This window comes from Lysinibacillus sp. NPDC058147, assembly GCF_042884205.1.
In the GTDB taxonomy this organism is placed as follows: domain Bacteria; phylum Bacillota; class Bacilli; order Bacillales_A; family Planococcaceae; genus Lysinibacillus.
Genome location: NZ_JBHVUJ010000001.1, coordinates 376,547 through 398,100 on the forward strand (window position 1 = coordinate 376,547; position 21,554 = coordinate 398,100).

19 protein-coding genes and 1 other annotated feature are annotated in these 21,554 nt (G+C 38.9%); of the genes, 16 read left to right on the top strand and 3 right to left on the bottom strand.

Going from position 1 to position 21,554, the window contains the following annotated elements; genetic code table 11:
* Window positions 1–290 precede the first annotated feature (290 nt).
* Entirely contained in the window at window positions 291–824 is a 534-nt protein-coding gene (locus tag ACFVT8_RS01835; protein ID WP_387082213.1) for a transcription repressor NadR, read from the bottom strand.
* Window positions 825–966: 142 nt separating this feature from the next.
* Here ACFVT8_RS01835 and ACFVT8_RS01840 point away from each other — a divergent pair, with 142 nt between their 5' ends.
* The 8 genes from ACFVT8_RS01840 to ACFVT8_RS01875 all read left to right on the top strand — a co-directional run bounded on the left by ACFVT8_RS01840 (window position 967) and on the right by ACFVT8_RS01875 (window position 8,087).
* Window positions 967–1,977 (top strand): LysM peptidoglycan-binding domain-containing protein, encoded by a 1,011-nt coding sequence (locus ACFVT8_RS01840; RefSeq protein WP_387082212.1) that lies wholly within the window; start codon window positions 967–969, stop codon window positions 1,975–1,977.
* Between the two features lie 70 nt (window positions 1,978–2,047).
* Window positions 2,048–2,845, top strand: a complete 798-nt coding sequence (locus ACFVT8_RS01845) for a phosphotransferase (protein ID WP_387082211.1) — start codon at window positions 2,048–2,050, stop codon at window positions 2,843–2,845.
* Between the two features lie 113 nt (window positions 2,846–2,958).
* On the top strand, window positions 2,959–3,579 hold the full coding sequence (gene ruvA, locus ACFVT8_RS01850) for a Holliday junction branch migration protein RuvA (RefSeq protein ID WP_387082210.1): 621 nt from the start codon (window positions 2,959–2,961) through the stop codon (window positions 3,577–3,579).
* An 18-nt stretch (window positions 3,580–3,597) separates the two neighbouring features.
* Complete coding sequence (gene ruvB, locus ACFVT8_RS01855) at window positions 3,598–4,602, top strand: Holliday junction branch migration DNA helicase RuvB (protein WP_387082209.1); 1,005 nt, start codon at window positions 3,598–3,600, stop codon at window positions 4,600–4,602.
* Window positions 4,603–4,619: 17 nt separating this feature from the next.
* Complete coding sequence (queA, locus tag ACFVT8_RS01860) at window positions 4,620–5,663, top strand: tRNA preQ1(34) S-adenosylmethionine ribosyltransferase-isomerase QueA (RefSeq protein ID WP_387082208.1); 1,044 nt, start codon at window positions 4,620–4,622, stop codon at window positions 5,661–5,663.
* Window positions 5,664–5,717: 54 nt separating this feature from the next.
* Window positions 5,718–6,863, top strand: coding sequence for a tRNA guanosine(34) transglycosylase Tgt (tgt, locus tag ACFVT8_RS01865; protein ID WP_387082207.1), 1,146 nt, complete (start codon window positions 5,718–5,720; stop codon window positions 6,861–6,863).
* Window positions 6,864–7,038: 175 nt separating this feature from the next.
* Complete coding sequence (gene yajC / locus ACFVT8_RS01870; RefSeq protein WP_387082206.1) at window positions 7,039–7,305, top strand: preprotein translocase subunit YajC; 267 nt, start codon at window positions 7,039–7,041, stop codon at window positions 7,303–7,305.
* 146 nt (window positions 7,306–7,451) lie between these two features.
* The gene (locus ACFVT8_RS01875) at window positions 7,452–8,087 is read left to right on the top strand and encodes a DUF421 domain-containing protein (RefSeq protein ID WP_387082205.1); all 636 of its coding nucleotides are present in this window, start codon (window positions 7,452–7,454) and stop codon (window positions 8,085–8,087) included.
* Here ACFVT8_RS01875 and ACFVT8_RS01880 read toward each other — a convergent pair.
* Window positions 8,084–9,601, bottom strand: coding sequence for a putative polysaccharide biosynthesis protein (locus tag ACFVT8_RS01880; RefSeq protein WP_387082204.1), 1,518 nt, complete (start codon window positions 9,599–9,601; stop codon window positions 8,084–8,086). The genes ACFVT8_RS01875 and ACFVT8_RS01880 overlap by 4 nt on opposite strands.
* A gap of 93 nt (window positions 9,602–9,694) precedes the next feature.
* Between ACFVT8_RS01880 and ACFVT8_RS01885 the strand changes: the two genes are divergently transcribed.
* Together ACFVT8_RS01885 and secDF are read left to right on the top strand one after the other, a co-directional pair.
* Window positions 9,695–10,003, top strand: coding sequence for a post-transcriptional regulator (locus ACFVT8_RS01885; protein WP_387082203.1), 309 nt, complete (start codon window positions 9,695–9,697; stop codon window positions 10,001–10,003).
* A gap of 346 nt (window positions 10,004–10,349) precedes the next feature.
* Window positions 10,350–12,617, top strand: a complete 2,268-nt coding sequence (gene secDF / locus ACFVT8_RS01890; protein WP_387082202.1) for a protein translocase subunit SecDF — start codon at window positions 10,350–10,352, stop codon at window positions 12,615–12,617.
* A 287-nt stretch (window positions 12,618–12,904) separates the two neighbouring features.
* Here the strand turns inward: secDF and ACFVT8_RS01895 are convergent, their stop codons facing one another.
* Window positions 12,905–14,593, bottom strand: coding sequence for a methyl-accepting chemotaxis protein (locus ACFVT8_RS01895; RefSeq protein ID WP_387082201.1), 1,689 nt, complete (start codon window positions 14,591–14,593; stop codon window positions 12,905–12,907).
* A gap of 320 nt (window positions 14,594–14,913) precedes the next feature.
* Window positions 14,914–15,219: a binding site (T-box leader), on the top strand.
* Between the two features lie 240 nt (window positions 15,220–15,459).
* Here ACFVT8_RS01895 and ACFVT8_RS01900 point away from each other — a divergent pair.
* From ACFVT8_RS01900 to trpA, 6 genes are read left to right on the top strand one after another with little or no spacing between them, the layout of a single operon-like run.
* Window positions 15,460–16,833 carry a chorismate-binding protein gene (locus ACFVT8_RS01900; RefSeq protein WP_387082200.1) on the top strand — a complete coding sequence of 458 codons (1,374 nt, stop codon included), beginning with the start codon at window positions 15,460–15,462 and terminating at the stop codon, window positions 16,831–16,833.
* Window positions 16,833–17,864 (top strand): anthranilate phosphoribosyltransferase, encoded by a 1,032-nt coding sequence (trpD, locus tag ACFVT8_RS01905; protein ID WP_387082199.1) that lies wholly within the window; start codon window positions 16,833–16,835, stop codon window positions 17,862–17,864. The genes ACFVT8_RS01900 and trpD overlap by 1 nt, the downstream gene beginning before the upstream one ends.
* Window positions 17,861–18,652 carry an indole-3-glycerol phosphate synthase TrpC gene (gene trpC / locus ACFVT8_RS01910; protein WP_387082198.1) on the top strand — a complete coding sequence of 264 codons (792 nt, stop codon included), beginning with the start codon at window positions 17,861–17,863 and terminating at the stop codon, window positions 18,650–18,652. Before trpD ends, trpC begins: the two co-directional genes overlap by 4 nt.
* Window positions 18,649–19,263, top strand: coding sequence for a phosphoribosylanthranilate isomerase (locus tag ACFVT8_RS01915; protein ID WP_387082197.1), 615 nt, complete (start codon window positions 18,649–18,651; stop codon window positions 19,261–19,263). The genes trpC and ACFVT8_RS01915 overlap by 4 nt, the downstream gene beginning before the upstream one ends.
* The gene (trpB, locus tag ACFVT8_RS01920) at window positions 19,263–20,471 is read left to right on the top strand and encodes a tryptophan synthase subunit beta (protein WP_387082196.1); all 1,209 of its coding nucleotides are present in this window, start codon (window positions 19,263–19,265) and stop codon (window positions 20,469–20,471) included. The genes ACFVT8_RS01915 and trpB overlap by 1 nt, the downstream gene beginning before the upstream one ends.
* A complete protein-coding gene (trpA, locus tag ACFVT8_RS01925; RefSeq protein ID WP_387082195.1) occupies window positions 20,471–21,262 on the top strand; it encodes a tryptophan synthase subunit alpha in 792 nt (263 codons plus the stop codon). Before trpB ends, trpA begins: the two co-directional genes overlap by 1 nt.
* Window positions 21,263–21,554: the final 292 nt, after the last annotated feature.

The window sequence follows — 21,554 nt, forward strand, 5'->3', positions numbered from 1 at the left end:
TGCCACTCCAATCAACTAATATACACGGCCAGATGCTATAGCAAATTTCACTACCAATTCTTGAAGATCGGCCATAAATAAGGAACAAATGAAATAACTATAAATCATAATTTCAAAGTGAATATTTCTAAAAATATCCTAAACGTTTGCGTATGATAGTAACGCAAGAAATGTTAAAGAAGATTTTTAATCTTTATATACCCACGAACAAAAAAAGCCGCTAGTCCCCGTGAAGGCTAGCAGCTATAATCAATTATTTGAATTTCTACGTTATTGATTAACTTGTTCAATTATTGATCTACAACTAAATAGCCCTTTTTTTGTAAAGTAAGCTCAATTAAATCTAAAATTTCAACAGAAGGAGCAGAAATAACATGAAGATGCGTACCACCTGTTAGTTCGGATAAATAACTTGCCTGTGTTTCGTTGACACGTTGAATAAATTTTTTTATCTCATGACGGTTAGCGACCATAATGGATGCGGTAATTTCCCCATAAATTGGATGTTCAACGATAACATTTTTTATTGTACCACCGCAATCAACTATTGTTATAAGTTCATCTTCTGCATCCTCTGCAGTGTGGAAGCAAGGAATTGTACGTTCAACAGTTTGCTGTAATTGTTCTTGATGCATATAAAGATATCCTTGGCTAGTTGCAATAATAGGTTCATTTCTAGCCTTTAATAATGTCATATCATTGACAATGACTTGTCTAGAAACATTAGCGAATTTAGCTAGGTCGGTCCCTGTAATAGGTGTTGTGCTTTTTTTTAGTTGTGCAAGAAGTTGCAGTCGGCGTTCTTCGCCTAACATTTTTTTCATAAGAGATCACCTCTGCTTGTAATAAAGGAAGCAGTTTTCCTTAAAAACTAGTGTACCATGAAGCATTTCCAACATGCATGAAATTTTTGTATCCAAATGAAACATTGAACATATGATACGAAGAGAGGAAGGGAGGAAAAAATTGCGTATTCATATTGTACAAAAGGGAGATACGTTGTGGAAGATTGCGAAAGAGTATGGCGTTTCGTTTGAAGATTTAAAACGGCTTAATGCCCATCTTGCTAATCCAGATTATATTGTACCGGGCATGGAAATTATCCTACCTGAAAAAATAAACAAAGAACCACATAGAGAACATCATCGAGAAACAGATTGGGGAATGCATAGAGAAGGACATAGAGAGGGAGGACATAGAGAAGGACATAGGGAATCACATAAAGAGGGGCATAAGGAACATATGCACAAAGAGTCACCTACAAAGCACGTTAAAGAAAAAGAGGTTCAAAGACCAATGCCACCGCCAATTATTGTACCACCACCACCAATGCCAGAACCACAGATGATTCCAATTCCTTATCCGATGCCAATGCCGATGCCTCAGCCAGCGCCTGTTGAGCTTAGCTGGAATCAAAACGTTGTCATGCCAAATGTAGAACAAAATCAAACTGTATCTCCAATTCAAATTCAACCACCACCACAGCCTGTAGCCCAACCGGAGGCGCCACCACCAATGCCAATGCAGATGCCGCAACCGATTTTTATCATGCCACAAATGCCAGCAGTACCACATTGTGCAAGCTGTCATCAACCAGTGCATCATCATATGTGGTGGCCAATGCAGATGCCAATGCATATGGAACCGCAAGTTGAGGCATATACAATGCCGGAGCAACCAACATCATGTGAGCCATGCGAAAAAGTTGCTGGGGAGTTCTTAGAATCTAGTACATCTCCATTCTTCCCTATGAATCCCGAATATCAGACAATGCCGGCAATGATGCCGGAAATGGAACAGCCATGTGGTTGTAATGCACAACCAGTCATGATGCCGACTTGGCAAATGGACCAATGTTTCTGTCCGCCACCATGCCCACCGCCATGTCCATCACATTGCCATATGCCACATTCTTCGGTAGGATCATGGATGTCACCGCACTTTTATCCAGGCGGGATGACGCCTTATCGATGGTAAAAAAGCGTATATTATTGAAGAAGTAAAGTCGAATATTTGGAAGTATAAATATCAATCCAATAATTATTTTGTGAAGCGAGCAAAGCAAATAGAAATAGCTGAAAAGGTGAGGGCTATTCATCGACAGCTTGGACATCTGGAACCCTCGCTGATCTTACCTTTAATGAAAAGTGATGATGAGTATTTACTCGTGCAAGATTGGCAAGAAGGAAGTCATAGTGCTAATTTTGCATATAAAAAGGATCGGAAGGAATCACTCAAATTATTAAATACGTTACATGATACACATAAAAAAATTGCTTGGCAGCGGGTGTCGGGCTTGCATACCTATTCACAGCTTTTAAAATGGCAAATGCGTCATATGCGTTTTAAAAGCAGACGGAATGAATTTCGTGCATTTTTAACAAAAGAAGAAATAGATCAAATTGTACATTATAGTGAGAAATCTTTACAGCTTATCGCTCAGGAAGATGTACATGAAAAAGAAATAACGCTTTTACATGGAGATGTCGTACATCATAATTTTTTATGGTGCTCAGACGGAAAATTACGTTTAATTGATTTTGATTTGGCTCACCTTGGAGAAGCGGATGATGAATATATTTTATGGTTACATCGTGTATTGCCAGCTGTAGATTATGACCTTGGTAAAGTATTTGCAGAACTACCAGAGATGAAACGCTTAGATAAAAGAAAGTTACATCGTTTAAAATATCCAAATGAGCTATTGCGTGAATGGCTTTTTGCAGTAGATTTACCATTAGATCAACAGCTTGTATTTTTAGATTATTTAGTGCCATTTACAAAACGAGCTCTCACATATTGGCCGAAACTGTGGTACGATATTGATAAAATGATAAAGAAATGACCGTCATTCGGCGGTCATTTTTGTATGTGAACGACTACTTGTGTTATTTCTTATAGTCGAGCATTCGTTCGCAATATGCTATAATCGAAACGATGATTGTGAGGGAATATAGAATGTATGATTATTTAAAAGGACAAGTAAAGCGTATAACTCCTGAATATATCGTTCTTGAACAACAAGGGATTGGATGGCAGCTGAATACACCTAATCCATTTGCGTTCCGGACATCGGCACTTGAACAGCAAATATTTGTACACTTGCATGTACGTGAGGACGCGCAAGTGTTATATGGCTTTCCAAATTTAGACCAAAGAGAGCTGTTTCGTAAACTTATTTTAGTGTCAGGCATTGGACCAAAGGGTGCACTTGCTATTTTAGCTACAGGGAATCCTCAACAGGTTATCAGTGCGATTGAACGAGAGAATGAATCGTTTTTAGTGAAGTTTCCTGGTGTGGGTAAGAAAACCGCACGTCAAATGATTCTAGATTTAAAAGGTAAACTTGGCGGGTTGTTGGATACTATTGAGCTACCTAGTACAGAAGATGAGCTACCGTTATTTGGTGTAAATCCATATAAACATGAGCTTGAAGAAGCTATTCTTGCCTTAATGGCACTTGGTTATTCAGAAAAAGAATTAGAAAAAATACGTCCACAGCTCGAAGAAAACGACAAGCTTGAAACAACAGATGCATTTATGAAACAAGCTTTACAATTGCTATTAAAGCTAAAATAGTGAAAGGGGGGAAGGTACATGTCTGAACGTATGATGGCTAGTGAGGCAGGTAGCTATGATGAACAGTTTGAATTATCTTTACGTCCACAAAGATTAGCACAATACATTGGTCAACATAAGGTAAAGGAGAACTTACAAATTTTCATTGAAGCGGCAAAGCTTCGTCAGGAAAGTTTAGATCATGTGCTGTTATATGGACCGCCTGGACTTGGTAAAACTACCTTAGCTGCTGTCATCGCTAATGAAATGAATGTTAATGTGCGCATGACTAGCGGCCCTGCAATCGAACGTCCTGGAGATTTAGCTGCTATTTTAAGCTCACTAGAGCCAGGGGATGTGCTATTCATTGATGAAATACATCGCCTGCCTCGTGCAATAGAAGAGGTGCTTTATCCTGCTATGGAGGATTTTTGTTTAGATATTGTCGTTGGTAAAGGCCCTGAAGCGCGTTCTGTACGGCTTGATTTACCACCATTTACCCTCGTTGGTGCGACAACAAGGGCTGGCGCATTATCAGCACCATTAAGAGATCGCTTTGGCGTATTATTAAGATTGGAGTATTATGATCATACTTCACTTGCAGAAATTGTCATACGTAGTGCGCATTTATTTGATGTTGATATTGAGCAAGTAGCAGCTCTTGAAATGGCGACACGCTCACGTGGTACACCTCGTATCGCTAATCGTTTACTTAAACGAGTGCGAGATTATGCACAGGTGCTTGGAGATGGTATGATAACGGAGGGACTTGCTAAGCAAGGGCTTGAGCTATTACAAGTCGATCCTAGAGGGCTTGACCATATTGACCATAAACTTGTGACCAATATGATTGAGCGCTTCCGTGGTGGCCCTGTAGGCTTAGATACGTTGGCAGCATCTATTGGTGAGGAACGCGTAACGATAGAGGATGTGTACGAGCCATATTTGATGCAAATTGGCTTTATACAACGGACGCCACGTGGACGTGTGGCAACACATTTAGCCTATGAACATTTTGGATATGAATATCCCCAACAAACCTAGAAGAAGGAAGTATTTTCATGCGTGTAGAAGATTTTGATTTTGAATTGCCAGAAGAGCTTATTGCACAAACACCACTTTTGGATCGTACAGCTAGTCGTTTAATGGTAGTGACACCAGGTTCGAACAATGTTGAGCATCATCATTTTGCTCATATTTTAGACGAGCTACAAGCTGGAGACTGCCTTGTGTTAAATGATACAAGAGTCTTACCAGCGCGTTTAATGGGCGTTAAGGAGGAAACTGGTGCTCATATAGAAGTACTGCTATTAAAGCAAATGGCAGGTACAGATGAATGGGAAACACTTGTTAAACCAGCTAAACGTGTAAAAGTCGGCACAGTTGTAACATTTGGAGATGGCTTACTGACAGCTACTTGTACAGGAGAGCTTGATCATGGTGGGCGTACATTTGAGTTTAAATATAATGGGATTTTTTATGAAATTTTAGAACAACTTGGTGAGATGCCACTACCTCCATATATTCGTGAAAAATTAGAGGACAAGGATCGTTACCAAACCGTTTATGCAAAAGAGCGTGGCTCAGCTGCAGCACCAACTGCAGGCTTGCATTTTACAGAAGAATTACTAGAGCAAGTAAAAGCAAAAGGGGTAGAAGTTGTATTTATCACTTTACATGTGGGACTTGGAACTTTCCGTCCTGTAAGTGTAGATTCAATTGAAAATCACGAAATGCATTCTGAATTTTATAGTGTAACGGAAGAAGCCGCATCTATCATAAACCGAGTAAAGAGTAATGGTGGAAAAGTGATTGCGGTTGGTACAACATCAACACGTACATTAGAAACTATCGGCTCTAAATATGGAGGCGAAGTTCGAGCAGAACAAGGTTGGACGTCTATTTTTATTTATCCGGGATATGAATTTACTGTTGTGGATGGTTTAATCACAAACTTCCATTTACCAAAGTCTACTCTAGTAATGCTTGTAAGTACGCTTGCAACAAAAGAAACAATTTTAAGTGCATATCAACAAGCTGTAGAAGACAAATATCGTTTCTTTAGCTTTGGTGATGCTATGTTTATTCGCCCAAAAGGAGAATAAAGAAAAAAATCGGAGTACTGTTTTTACTTTAGATAAGAGAGGAATTTTTATAAAATGACACAACCAGCAATTCGTTATGAGTTACTTCATACTTGTAAGCAAACAGGAGCACGCCTTGGCATCGTGCATACGCCGCATGGCTCTTTTGAAACGCCAGCATTTATGCCTGTTGGTACACAAGCAACTGTTAAAACAATGTCACCTGAGGAATTAAAGGAAATGAATGCAGGTATTATTCTGTCAAATACGTATCATTTATGGCTACGACCAGGTAATGATATTGTTAAGGAAGCAGGTGGCTTGCATAAATTTATGAACTGGGATCGCCCGATTCTAACAGATTCAGGTGGTTTCCAAGTGTTTTCACTTAGTCAATTCCGTAAAATTGAAGAAGAAGGGGTTCATTTCCGCAATCATTTGAATGGGGATAAATTGTTTTTAAGTCCAGAAAAAGCGATGGAAATTCAAAATGATTTAGGCTCAGATATTATGATGGCTTTTGATGAATGTCCACCTTACCCTGCGACATATGACTACATGCTGCAATCAGTAGACCGTACAACTCGTTGGGCTAAACGTTGTAAAGAGGCACATAAACGTCCAGAAGACCAAGGTCTATTCGGTATCATTCAAGGGGGAGAGTACGAGGAGTTACGCCGTCGTTCTGCAGAAGCATTAGTAGAGCTAGATTTCCCAGGTTATGCAATTGGAGGACTATCTGTTGGTGAGCCTAAGGATGTTATGAACCGAGTGTTGGAGTTTACAACACCATTAATGCCAACGAATAAACCACGTTATTTAATGGGTGTCGGTTCACCTGACTCATTAATCGATGGTGCTATTCGTGGTATTGATATGTTTGACTGTGTATTACCAACACGTATTGCCCGTAATGGCACATTAATGACATCTGAAGGCCGTTTAGTAGTTAAAAATGCAAAATATGCACGTGATTTCGGTCCAATTGATCCAAACTGTGATTGTTATACATGTAAAAACTATTCACGCGCCTATATCCGCCATTTAATTCGTACGGAAGAAACATTTGGAATCCGTTTAACGACTTACCATAACTTACACTTCCTATTGAAACTAATGGAGCAAGTGCGTGAGGCAATCCGTGAAGATCGTCTTGGTGATTTCCGAGAAGAATTTTTCGAGAAATACGGCTTTAATGGACCAAATGCGAAGAACTTCTAATTTTTAGTAAAATCATACTGTGAATTTGTGTGATTTATGAATATTTCTAGCAAATTATTGTCTATCATAGAAAAAATATTAGTAATATAGAAAAATTTTGGGCTTGTCCATCGCTTTTTTAGGGTGGAATAGTCTATACTAAAAAATGAGAATTAGAAAGGGGGCAAGAAGAATTATGAATACAGCATCATTACTACAATTTGCACCAATATTATTAATGTTCGTTGCAATGTGGTTTATTTTAATCCGCCCTGCTAAAAAGAGACAGCAGGAAACACAAAGTATGCAGAGTAATTTGCAACGTGGAGATAAAGTTATTACAATCGGTGGCTTACATGGTGAAATTGACTCAATTGAGGACACAACTGTGACATTAAAAATCGCAGACAATGTGCGCGTAAAATTTGATCGTCAGGCAATTGGACGCACTGTAAATAACTAACAATTGGTATTGAAGGCGTTGTCCAAAAAGTGACAACGCCTTATACCATATAAATAGCTTTGTCAAAATGCAGAATTCATTTTTGACAAGGCTTTTTTGTATAAAAAGTAACGTACACGCTCACCTTATAATATGGGGGTGACTGTATGGAAGAATATTTAACGATTATTTTTAGAACAGTCTTTTTATATGTGTTTATCCTAATAATTTTTCGTTTAATGGGTAAACGTGAGGTCGGCGAATTATCTGTAATAGATTTAGTTGTATCGATTTTAATGGCTGAGGTTGCTGCGTTTGCACTTGATGATTTCGAAAGTCCTTTATTTAAGGTCATTTTACCAATCATCATATTGTTTTTCATTCAAATAATAACTGCATATATTTCACTTAAAAATAAAAAGTTCCGTGATCTAGTTGATGGTGATCCAGTATTACTTATAAGAGATGGTGTCATTTTAGAAAGTGAAATGCGCAAGCAACGCTATAATTTAGATGATTTATGTCAACAACTACGCGAAAACGGAAATGCTTCCGTTACAGATATTGCTTATGCCTATCTAGAGCCCTCCGGCAATCTGTCCGTATACCAAAAAGATGAAAAGGCATTTGTTTACCCACTGATTATCGACGGCGATATTCAGGATAGGCATTTAAAGGTCTTGCATAAAGATACTGATTGGTTAATGGCAGAGCTTGCGAAAAATAATATAACGGATAGTGACACTGTATTTTTTTGTGTTTGGGAAGAAGATCGGCTTCATATCCAACTGAAAGAATCTTAAACTTTCTTGGCCAGCTTACGAAGGTAGCGCAAATCAGTAATGCGCAACTGATTAGTAAATAGTAAGAAAGTAAATAGTAAAAACAAGGTTACACAGCTACTTAAAATAAAAGGCAGTGGCATTATTTGCATCAGGAAATATTGAGTAACACAAACAGCAATAAAGCAGCTATATGGCACTACAAACATTCTAAAGCCAGCACGTAAATTTTTGCGCTGTCTTACTGTTGCGATATGCAAAAATGAAGTTAATAAAACGCCAAAGCCAATTGCTACAACGGCACCTTTTTCCTGTATCCCTGGCTGAGAAGCAAGTACGAACATGACAAAAAGTTTACCAAGACCACCATAAATGGAATTCATCATTGCTGCACGAGCCTCACCGATTGCTTGTAATATAGAGTGCAATGGACTTTGTATATAATAAAAATAAAAAATAGGAGCCAATATTTTCACATACCCACGATTTTCTTGTAAGTGAAAGAGCTTCATAGCTAAGTCGTCTCCATGAACGAAAAAGTAGGTAGCAGCAACACAGCCCACTAATGATGAAAGTCGCAATGATACAGAAATACGTTCCTGTAGGAGCGGTATATGTTGACGTGCAACGGCGTCGCTAACAGCTGGTATAAGAACGATCGAAAGTGCTGCAGACACAAAAGCCGGGAATAATAATAGTGGTACAAGTACACCCGAAATAACCCCATATAAAATTGTTGCAGCGGAGGCTGTCAATCCTGCCATTGTTAAAGCCTTTAAAAAAATGATAGGCTCTAAAAACCAAGTAAAAGATCCAAACAGCTTGCTTCCAGCAGAAGGAAGGGCAATCCGTAACATTGGAGAGGAAGGATAAGCCTCGATTTTGCTTTTTTGTGTCAATAATTTTTTCTTTGAGACAATATAATGCATCCACAAATACAAGAAAGCAACGACTTCAGCTAGAAGGGTAATACCCATAGCTGAGGCTGCTGTAACGGCAGCGTTATCATAAGCAGCTACAAAAGGCAGTGTAAATGTGATGAAGGTAATGCGGATAATTTGCTCAATCATTTGAGCCCAAGCTGTTGGTGTAATTTTCGCAATACCCTGTAAATAAGCGCGCAATAAGCCAGAACCAACTGACACTGGTACAGCAAAGAGAGCAATCCAAAGCGTAATTGTTGTTTGTTCATTATGTAAAAGTGTAGTCGAGATATATGGTATTGTAAGTGCAACAATCGGCATAAAGATGATCATTCCAATAAATGACCAAAGTATAGCCGTACGCATAACACCATAGATGCCTTCGCGTTTGTTCTTTGCTAGTAACTCTGCTACAATTTTTGCCACAGCGATAGGTAGTCCAAGTTGAATGAGTGAGATGAAGAAAATGAACGCCGGATAGACGGTCATATAAATGCCGACTGCCTCTTCACCAGCGATTCGCATAAATTGCATTCTATAAAAGAAGCCAAAGAGTTTTGATAAAAAAATCACGAACATTAAAAATAGTGTACCCCGTACAAAAGAACTCATGCCATCCGTCCCTTCTCAAGCCACAAAAATTCATTTACACTATTTGTATGCAAACATGTCTTACGATACAACTTTGATTGGAGATGATTCAAAATGAGTATGCAGTATGAGCAACTATTTGAAAAAATTCGTCCTGCAATTGATAGTAAGATAGAAGAGTTTAAACATTATCAATACGATGCTATTACAGCAGAAGAACTATGGCGCTATTGTGTAGAGAAAAAATGGCGAAAAAAAAATATTGATCAATTACGTTTACATGAAATTATCGCAACTATTTTTGCAGTATCACCATCCGATATCGTATCATTTAATCAAGTAGAATTTTTACAAAGTAATGATTGGTTTACAGAATTGAATACAGAAGAGTTAAAAATGTTACTTGGTCCGGTTAAAACTTAAGAAGAATGTGTGAAATTTGTCAAATAATAAAAGAATACTAAAAGTGTTGAATTGACACCAAGCGCAACGTGTTTCATAATGAGTGTGTTGCGCTTTTTTTATTTGTATAAGTATATTTATTCAAAAACCTCCTAATAATTCTTTTCTAAATTTGGAGGAGTACACCTATTCAAATACAGGGATAAATTTGCGCGTTATGAACGATTGAAATAAGTAGAGCAACCTTTTTGAAGCAAAGGCAATATTATTCTAAAGGAAAAGGAGGAATAAACGTTTCAAAAGGACTTGCTAATACTTGTTTGTAGTGTGAGGAATAGCCTTACACCAATTCGAGGAGGATTTATAAATGAAACTAAAAAGTCGTATAGTTGCATTCGTACTACTATTGGTTATTTTTACAGCAACCATCGGTACGACTGTAGGCGGCGTCTTAAAGGACATTAAGCTAGGCCTTGACTTACAGGGCGGGTTTGAGGTTCTTTATGAGGTGAAAGAATTACAAAAGGGACAAACAGTTACACCAGAAGTTGTGTCGGCAACAGCAACAGCTCTTGGTGAACGTGTAAATGCTATCGGGGTAAGTGAACCGAGTATTCAGGTTGAAGACAAAAACCGTATTCGTGTGCAATTAGCGGGTGTCGAAGATCAGGAATCAGCACGTAAATTATTGTCTACTTCTGCAAATTTAACATTCCGTGATGTCGATGACAATTTATTGCTAGATGGTAATGATTTAAAGCCAGGTGGCGCTAAAGGTTCCTTTGACCAGCAAAATCGTCCAATTGTTTCGCTAACATTAAAAGATGCGAAAAAATTTGCTGATATAACAAGTAAAATTGCCGCTAAACCAGCAGGTCAAAATTTACTCGTTGTTTGGTTAGATTTTGAAGAGGGTGTTGATTCATATAAAGCTGAATCACAAAAAGCGAAGCCTCGCTATGCATCTGCAGCGACAGTTAGCCAAACATTAAATACAACAGATGTAATGATTAGCGGGAACTTTACAGTTGAAGAAACAAAAAATTTAGCAGGTATTTTAGATGCTGGGGCACTTCCTGTAAAGCTTAATGAAATTTATTCTACTTCAGTTGGTGCACAATTTGGTGACCAAGCACTGAAAAGTACAATTTTCGCAGGTGTTGTAGGTGTAGTAATAATTTTCTTATTTATGCTATTCTACTATCGTTTACCTGGCTTTGTTTCTATTATTACACTTGTTATTTTCACTTTCCTAGTACTAGTTGTATTCGATTGGATCAATGCAGTGTTAACACTGCCGGGTATTGCAGCTATCGTGCTCGGTATAGGGATGGCCGTTGATGCGAATATTTTAGCAGCGGAGCGTATTCGTGAAGAGCTACGAGTAGGTTATTCGGTTAAACAAGCATTCCAGATAGGCTCGAAGGAGTCTTTATCAGCAATTATCGATGCACAGCTAACTACATTATTAGCTGCTGCTGTATTATTCCAATGGGGGACAAGCTCTGTTAAAGGATTTGCAACAACTTTAATTATTAGTATTTTACTAAGCTTCGTAACAGCTGTTTGGGGTTCTCGTGTACTAGTAGGTTTACTTGCAAATAGTGGATATTTCAACAATCCAGCATGGTTTGGTATTGCAAAATCTAAACAGCATAGTTTAGATGAAAATATTGGTACATTAGATTTATCAACGAAATTTGATCGTTTTGACTTTGTACACAACCGTAAGAAATTCTATACATTCTCATTAGCTATTCTAGTAGCTGGTTTAGTGGTTCTTGGTATATTCCGTCTAAATCTTGGTATTGATTTCTTAAGTGGTACACGTGTGCAAATTGAGGCGGAGCAAACGTTGAATAAAGAAGAAGTATCTAAATATCTAGATAGTATTGGCTTCTCATCTGAAGATATCGTTTTGACAGGTGAAAAGAGTAACTCTGCGGTTATCCGTTACAAACATGACCTATCGCAAGCAGAAATTTTAAAATTCAAAAAAGAAGCTGGCAAAAAATATGGTCATGAACCTGGTGTAAGTACAGTATCACCAACTGTCGGTAAAGAGCTTGTGAAAAATGCTGTAAAAGCATTATCTCTTGCGGCTATCGGTATCATTATCTATGTAGCGGTTCGTTTCGAATGGCGCATGGGTGTTGGGGCAATTGTCTCGTTACTACATGACGTATTCTTAATTGTTGCTGTATTTAGTTTCATGCGCTTAGAAGTTGATATTACGTTTATTGCAGCTGTACTGACGATTGTCGGTTATTCTATTAATGATACGATCGTTACGTTTGACCGGATGCGTGAAAACTTAGATCGTTATGATACGATTAAAGACCGTGAAGTGTTAGCGGATATCGTTAACAAATCACTACGTCAAACGATGGGTCGATCTGTTAACACAGTGTTAACGGTTATTATCGTTACAGTGGCACTTCTTATTTTAGGTGCACCGTCGATTCAAAACTTCTCAATCGCGTTATTAATTGGTTTAATCACAGGTATGTATTCTTCAATTTGTATTGCTGCACAAATCTGGTATTCACTTAAAGTTCGTGAAATGAAAAAATCAGATGGTCAAATACACAAAAAAGAGAAAAAACAATGGGGTACTGACGAACCTACTGTTTAATATATGTCTTTAAAACAGGGAAAGGAAACATTTCTTTCCCTGTTTTCTTATCAAAAAGAATCTGCTTGCTTTCTTTGGAAAGCAGCAGATTCTTTTTGTTGGTTTAATCAATTATGCCTCGCCATAATTGCCGCTGACGCTTCGCTTTCGCACAGATAAATTGCCACAAGACGTGGAGTTCTTAGACTGAGTTCCTATATTTCAGCTGTATAGAAACCCGCTGAAAAGTAACTTAAGTCCGCATTTATCTCACTAATTATAGCTGTGGGAGACATTGCTGAAAGAAGTTAAAGTTTAAATTGCAGTAGTAATGATTGGAGTTGCTGTGCGTTGTCGCTTAATTCCTCAGCTACCTCATTCACCTGCTGCATTGTTGCAGCTTGCTCTTCTACTGCTTCAGCAATGACTTGTGAGTTGCTCGCTGAAATGCTTGCACCATTTGCAATTTCTGTTACAGATGCAGCGACTTCTTCAGCACTTGCTGAAATTTGTTCTGAAGTGGCTGAGATATCTTCAATTTGGTCAGTAAATATTTGCACAGACTCTGTAATGGAATCAAATGCATCACCGGCCTCATGAATTTTTGCTACACCGTCCTGGACAGATGCTAACCCTTCATGCACAGCAGCGGCAACATTTCTTGTATCCGTTTGAATTTCATTTGTGATGGCAACAATTTGGCCAGCAGATTGATTAGATTCTTCAGCAAGCTTTCGTACTTCATTTGCTACAACCGCGAAGCCTTTGCCATGCTCGCCAGCTCGTGCTGCTTCGATGGCAGCATTGAGTGCCAGTAAATTTGTTTGTTCAGTAATAGCCGTAATTACTTTTGTAATTTGCCCGATTTCTTCAGATTGCTTACTTAGTTTTTGTGTTAAATCGGCTATTCGTGTAGTTGATTCAGAAATTGTATCCATCTGCTCTTTGGCAGTTGAAATAGTATTCCCACCGGTATTGGCAAGCTGGGTCATCTTTATAGCATTGTGATGCAAGCTTTGAGTAGCCTCAGCTATTCGTTGTACACCAGCAGCTGTTTCATCCATAGCTAGAGCACTTTGTTGAGAAGCACTAGCAGATGAAGATAAATGGTTTGACGTGTCTTGTACTCGATGTGAAATATCGCTTGATGTTGTTGTTACTTCTACAGTGCTTGCGGAAAGTTCTTCGGAAGCAGCAGATAATTGTGTAGCATTGTCCTGAACATTTTTAAGCAGTACAGATAAATTCTGTTTTAATGCATTCACTGCTGTGGCAAGTGTGCCAATCTCATCTTTTGAGTTATGTTCAAGCAGAGCAATTGTTAAGTCACCGTGTGCTAATGTATCAGCTGCGTCAATCACTTTTCGAAGCGGTTGAATGATGTACTGTTTTACAAAATATATAAAATATAAACCAACAATTAAACTTAAAACAAGTAAGACAATAGAAATAATAATAGCTTGCGTTACTGTTTGGACAACACTGCTTTTAACCTTTTGTAGCTGTTCATCATGATATTTTAATAAATCATTTGTCAGTGTGTAAATTTCTTTGTTGCTTTTTGTAACTTCTCCATTTATGTATGATAAGGCTAAATCTGTATTTCCACTATTAAATGCTTGCACCGCTTTATCAGAACTTGTTAGTAAATCTTTCTGTAATTCGGTTACTTGCTTCATAATATTTTTTGTGTAATCAGAACGAACAATGCTTGAAAGCTCTTGAATCGTCTCTGGTAATAGTTTTTTATAACGTTCTAAATTTGATTTTGTAGTCTCATCCTTACTATTTAGAATATAGGAACGTAAAAAGAGCCCTTGAGAAGCAAGCTCTTGTTGTATTTTCTCTGTTAATTGAATTTGCACGATTCTGTGATCGAGTACCTCTACTATATCTCCCTCAACCGACTTAAATTGAAAAAAAGCAATTATACTTGATATAAAAAGTAAACAAGTGAGTGAAATAAAGCCTATATTTAGTTTTTTTCGAACGGACATATTTGTTCCTGCTTTCTTTAATATATTAGAGAATTAATGGTCTGAATTTACTATAACTTGATATTTTTACGAGGTCAATACTTGATATATTTCTCAAAAGTAGGTAGTTTAATTCCCTTTTATTGGTGCATAAATAAGGTGATTTTTCCTATATATAATTTCGAAAGTCCTTTCAACATTCTCTTTTTTCTCTGAATTGATTGACAATTCTTGTGGTTTGGCATAAAATAAGGCTAACTTTTTTGTTCGATACAAGGTAGTTGATCTCGGGAGCGAGGTCAGCCTTAGAACAGATGAGCTGAGTTTAGATGAGAATAGCTGAGAAATTGTTGAATAAGAATAGTAGTATAAGTGTACAATTTAGAGAGTCAGTGGATGGTGCGAACTGATTTGTAGCTTATGTGAATGGACTTATGAGAGTCGCTAATTATCTTCATTACGCCAAGGCGAAATTGATAATAGCGAACGGATTCCCACGTTATAGGGGGTGCTTTGACTTAGTCAAGACAAATCTTTATTAACTTGAAAGATATGTCAATTTTTACTGAAAAACTAAGGCTATGCACATAAGAGAGAGCAAATATGCTCTAATATGAGGTGGCAACGCGGTCATGATCGTCCTCTGCAATTAGGAAAAATCCTATTTGCAGGGGACTTTTTTTATTGCTTTTAATTGCATGGGGATGAATGTTCCAATCCTACTATCGAAAATTAGTAGCTAATACTAGACGGTGGATATGTCAAAAAAGAGGGACGCCATCAGCCGGAATGGAAATCAACCCTACGCTATGACGATCCTTTTTATTCAACAAAAAAATGCTTCAGCTGCTAAACATTTTGTTTTTAAGAAAAGGAGCTTGGTAAATATGCGATCGACGAGTTCAAGAACAAAAATGAAAACCATTAATGCTGATTCTTTAACACCGATTTTAATTTTTAGACGCCTACAAGGGAAGCGTAAATTTTTGCTTGAGAGTTCAGCACAGCATGAGGGAGCAGGACGTTTTTCTTTTATCGGTGCAAATCCGAGAAAAACATATAAAGGCTTTGGAGATGAAATTCAGGAATACTCATATAAGACCGGAAACACATATACACATAAGGGCGATATGTTTGTTTTACTGAAAAGATTAATGCCACGTATCTCCAATACGACACAATTCCCGTTTTCAGGAGGAGCTGTTGGTTATGTCGGTCATGATGCAACAACGATTTTATCGACAGCTCAGGATAAACCGCAGCTACCAGATGTGCATTTCCACGTGTATGAGACTGTCATTGTGTTTGATCATGTAACAGATGAAGTTACTTTGATTCATACAAATATTGATGCAGAAAAAAAAGAACCAAATTTAGAAGAGCTAGCAGAGCAACTTTTAATAGGTAGAGAAGATAAGGATACAACTTGTAGCTATGAACCATTTGAATCGACTACGAATGAACAATTTGCAACATCCCTTACATCTAGCAAAGCTACTTTAGATGAAGATAATACAAGAGTCATCCTATCAAAGCGTTTATTAGCAAATATACAAGGAGATGCTTTCGCTTTATATCGTCAGTTACGTAAAAAACATCCTGCTCCGTATATGTATTATGTAGAGTTTGAAGATCATGTTGTGTTAGGAACATCTCCTGAAAGTCTAATTCGAGTAAAAGGTGAGCGTGTGATTGCGACACCAACGGAGGGGACGTATCCTAGAGGCTCCACAAAAGGTCAAGACTTAGAACATGAACGAAAGCTCTATGAAAACACAAATATTAGGAAGTCACATGCTGTACTTGTTTCTGCCGTGCGACAAGAGTTACAGTCTGTGTGCTTCCGAGATTCCATTCAAGTCATTGATGCAATGAGAATTGAACGCTCAAAGCAAGCATTACACATGACAACGAGAGTTGAAGGGCAAATATTACCGATGCTCCATGCACTTGATGTATTAGCTGCAACGTTACCATCCTTTGCATCAACAGGTATTCCAAAGGATCAGGAAAAAGACGATTTAGAAAAATCTAGTCAAATTTCTGGGATATTGGGAGGAGCTCTTGGGTTTATTGGTTTTAATGGTCATCTGGATTTTGCTTTAACAGGAAAATCCATTGTTATAGAAAATAAAAAGATGCATATGCAATCAACTGTAACGGTGACCAAATACACAAACGTTAAAGAAGTATTACAACAAGTAGAAAAGGACGAACAGGATTTTTTACAGCTATTTGAAAAAGAAGGAGGTCGACACTAATGGAGATCATTCGTCAAAAAGTCCAACAACGAGAGCATTTAATGTATGAGGAAATGCTACAAGCAGCAAAATGGATGTTCCAAGATGATACACCGAAAGAAGAAATCGCAAGCTTTTTAACGGCATTATCTGTCAAAGGTGAAACAGCACATGAAGTAGCGGCATTAGCTACAATTATGAAGTCGTTTGCACTAGACGTACCAGCAAAAGCAGGTGTCTATATGGATAATTGCGGTACTGGTGGGGATGGTCTTAATACATTTAATATAAGTACAACTTGCGCCTTTGTATTGGCAGGGGCAGGTGTCAAAATGGCGAAGCATGGCAATCGCAAAATTTCTTCGGCATCAGGAAGCTCGGATGTTTTGGAAGCACTCGGTATTCATACGAATATTTCCATTGAACAAACTGTTGAGCTGTTAGAAAAAGAAGGAATAGCCTTTTTATATGCTCCAAATGTCCATCCGAAATTAAAGCGGATTGGCGAGGTACGTCGGGCACTTGGCAAGCCTACTATTTTTAATCTTGTCGGTCCACTAACGAATCCAGTGCCTTTATCGACGCAATTTACCGGCATTAACCGTCCTAATTTTGTCATGGAGTATGCTTCCGTATTACAAATGCTCGGGCGTGAACGAGCAATGGTCGTTTCTGGTCCACTAGGTTTGGATGAGGCTTCATTAGCTGGTCAAAGTACTTTTGTCTTAATAGATAAGGGGGACTTAATTCCATTTTCATTAACGGCAGAGGATGCGGGTCTTCGCTATGCCCCTTTAGAGGCTATTCGTGGAGGTAATGCAGATGAAAATGCTGTGATTATGCGTAAATTATTAGCTGGGGAACAAAGTGCTTACTTTGACACAGTCTTATTAAATGCTGGTATTGGGTTGTTCAGCTATGGAATTGCTGAAACCGTTCAAGAAGGTGTAGAAATGGCGAAGGATAGTATTTTTAGCGGTCGAGCACTTCAAAAATTAGAGGCAGTCGTTGCTTATAGTGAGCATATTAAAAGAGTGGAGGTCCAACAATGAGTATCTTAAATAAAATTCTTGAACAAAAAAAGCTAGAAGTTGTTGCTTTACTTGAACAGCCCGACCCATTAGCTAATTTTATAGAAAAACCGCGTCCATCATTATTTGAACGATTGGAAAAAGCTGAAACATTACAGGTTATTTCTGAAATGAAACGTGCTTCCCCCTCGAAGGGATTAATCGCAGAAGGAGCAGATCCAGTGGAGCAGGCAAAGACTTACGCAGAAGCAGGAGCAGCAGCCATTTCTGTTTTAACAGATAAAGAGTTTTTTAAAGGTTCCTTTGATGATTTAGCCGCAGTTGCAAATGCTGTTCAAACGCCACTTCTTTGTAAAGATTTTATGATCGATCGTATACAAATTCGATTTGCAAAGGCATCAGGTGCATCTATTATTTTGCTAATTGTTGCCGCGTTAACAGATGAAGCATTACGCGATCTATATAGCTATGCAACAGGCTTAAATCTAGAGGTGTTAGTTGAGGTGCATGATCTTGAGGAACTTGAACGTGCTATTGCAGTTGGTGCCAAACTAATTGGCGTTAATAACCGTGATTTACGTACCTTTGAGGTGAGCCTAGAACGGACACGTGAAATTGCTGAAGCTTTTCCGTTCGAAGAAGAGAAAGTATTAGTAAGTGAAAGTGGGATTTGGACGCAAGAAGACGCTAAAGCGGTGGCGGCCATGGGAGCTAGTGGCGTACTTGTAGGTGAGTCATTAATGCGTAGTGGCGATGCAAGTACTGCTCTAAAAAGTTTACAGGTCAATAAGGTGGGGGCATCTGTATGACGAAGGTGAAAATTTGTGGATTAAAGGAACAACAGCATGTGCAGGCAGCACTAGAGGCAGGAGCAAATGCAATTGGTTTTGTCTTTGCACCAAGTAAACGACGAGTGACGGTTGAACAGGCACAGCAATTAGCCAAACATGTGCCAGAGGACGTTTTAAAAATTGGCGTTTTTGTTAATCCAAGTGCAGAGGAATTACGCACAGCGGTAGAAAGCGTGCCATTAGATTATGTGCAATACCACGGGGAAGAATCTCCGGAGTTTATTCGTCAGCAAGGCTATCCAGCAATAAAAGCTTTGTCCGTTAGAGGTTCTAAAGATGTTCAGATGGCAGCTAACTATAATGTAGATTACTACTTATTTGATGCACCAGGCACAGATTTTAAAGGAGGAAGTGGTCATACGTTTGATTGGACCCTCCTAGAGATGGTAGGGATTCCGCGAGAAAAGTTAATTTTAGCAGGTGGTTTACAAGCTGAAAATATTGAAGAAGCGGTGTCGCTGGTGTCGCCATTCATGGTAGATGTATCGAGTGGTGTGGAGACAGACGGTGTGAAAGACATAGCAAAAATAACCGCATTTATACAAGCAGTAAAGAAGGGGAGAGCATAATGGCGAATTCAATTGCAAATAGTGTACCTACGAAGGAAGGGCGTTACGGAAAATTTGGAGGACAATTTGTTCCGGAAACATTAATGACAGCTTTGTTGGAATTAGAAACGGCATATGATGAGGCAATGAATGATCAAACTTTTACTGATGATCTGGCTTATTATTTACAACAATATGTCGGCCGTGAGACGCCATTGTATTACGCAGAAAATTTAACAAAAGAGCTAGGTGGCGCAAAGGTTTATTTAAAGCGTGAAGATTTAAATCATACTGGAGCCCATAAGATTAATAATGCCATTGGTCAAGCGCTTCTTGCCAAACGAATGGGGAAAAAGAAAATAGTGGCAGAAACAGGTGCAGGGCAGCATGGCGTGGCCACGGCAACTGCATGTGCATTATTGAATCTAGAATGTGTTGTATTTATGGGGGCCGAGGATATAAAACGTCAACAGTTGAATGTGTTTCGCATGGAGTTACTCGGTACAAAAGTGGAGTCTGTAGAAACAGGTTCAAAAACATTGAAGGATGCTGTTAATGCAGCACTGCGCTATTGGGTGACAAATGTTGAAGATACCCATTATATTTTAGGATCAGCTTTAGGACCACACCCATTCCCGAAAATCGTAAGGGATTTCCAGCGTGTAATTGGTGTTGAAACTAGAGAGCAGATTTTATCTAAGGAAGGACGTTTACCAGATGCAATCGTTGCTTGTATAGGTGGAGGTAGTAATGCAATCGGTATGTTCCATCCTTTTGTCGACGATGCAGCTGTAGCGCTATACGGAGTAGAGGCTGCAGGCAGCGGCATTGAGACAGGAAAGCATGCAGCAGCAATTGCTGATGGACAACTAGGCGTTTTACACGGTGCATACATGTATTTATTACAAGATGAAAATGGCTTTGTACAAGAAGCACATTCTATTTCAGCCGGTCTAGATTATCCAGGGAAGGGCCCAGAGCATTGTTATTTACATGATATTGGGCGAGTTACATTTGATTCGATTACAGATAGTGAAGCACTTGAGGGTTTGCAGTTACTGTGTAGAACAGAAGGCATACTACCTGCACTAGAAAGCTCTCATGCCATTGCCTATACAGCAAAACTTGCGAAGACAATGTCTACAGATGACATCATTGTTGTGTGCTTATCCGGCCGAGGAGATAAGGATGTTCATACTGTTCGTAAAGCATTAGGAGGAGATGTGTAATGACAACAATACAGCAGGCAATTGAACAAACGAAAATCGCTGGGAATAAAGCATTTATACCATATATTATGGCGGGCGATGGGGGTCTGGGAACTTTGAAGCCGACGATCATAAAGCTACAGCAAATGGGTGTAACGGCCATTGAAGTAGGTATACCATTCACGGATCCTGTAGCGGATGGGCCAACGATAGAGCAAGCAGGTGAACGGGCTTTAGCAGAAGGTGTGACATTACGTAAAGTGTTAGCAGCTTTAGCAGCATTCAAAGAAGAAATTCAAGTTCCGTTAGTTGTTATGACTTATTTTAATCCTGTTTTAGCTTATGGGTTAGAGGCTTTTGCAAACGATTGTGTGGCAGGGGGCGTTAAAGGATTAATCGTTCCTGATGTACCACTTGAGGAAAGTGCTGTTTTACGTGACACATTAAATCCTCATGGTATAGACATCGTTCAACTTGTCTCGTTAACAAGTCCTCCAGAGCGAATTGCGCGTATTGCGGCTGCCAGTCAAGGCTTTGTCTATGCTGTGACAGTCAATGGAATCACAGGGGCTCGCACGACCTTTGCTAATGATTTAAATGACCATTTTGCTCGCTTACGTGAAGCAAGCCAAATACCGGTACTAGCTGGCTTTGGAATTTCAACGCCCGAGCAAGTGGTAAGCATGGGGGCACTTAGTGATGGTGTAATCGTTGGCAGTGCGATCGTGACAGCATTGCATGAAGGTAATTTAGAGAAGGTCGAAGCATTGGTTGCTGCTTCAAAAGGTGTGCTTGAGAAGTCTACTCTTTAATGGAGTAGGCTTTTTTCTTTTGAGACTGACATTGACGGTTCTAACTACGACTTCGGCTGTTCTATCCGTCGCTTTGATGATTCTATCCGTCATTTCGGCTGTTCTATCCGTCGCTTTGATGATTCTATCCGTCACTTCGGCTGTTCTATCCGTCGCTTTGATGATTCTATCCGTCACTTCGGCTGTTCTATCCGTCGCTTTGATGATTCTATCCGTCATTTCGGCTGTTCTATCCGTCGCTTTGCCGTTTCTATCCATAATTTTGGCTGTTCTAACCACGACTTTGGCTGTT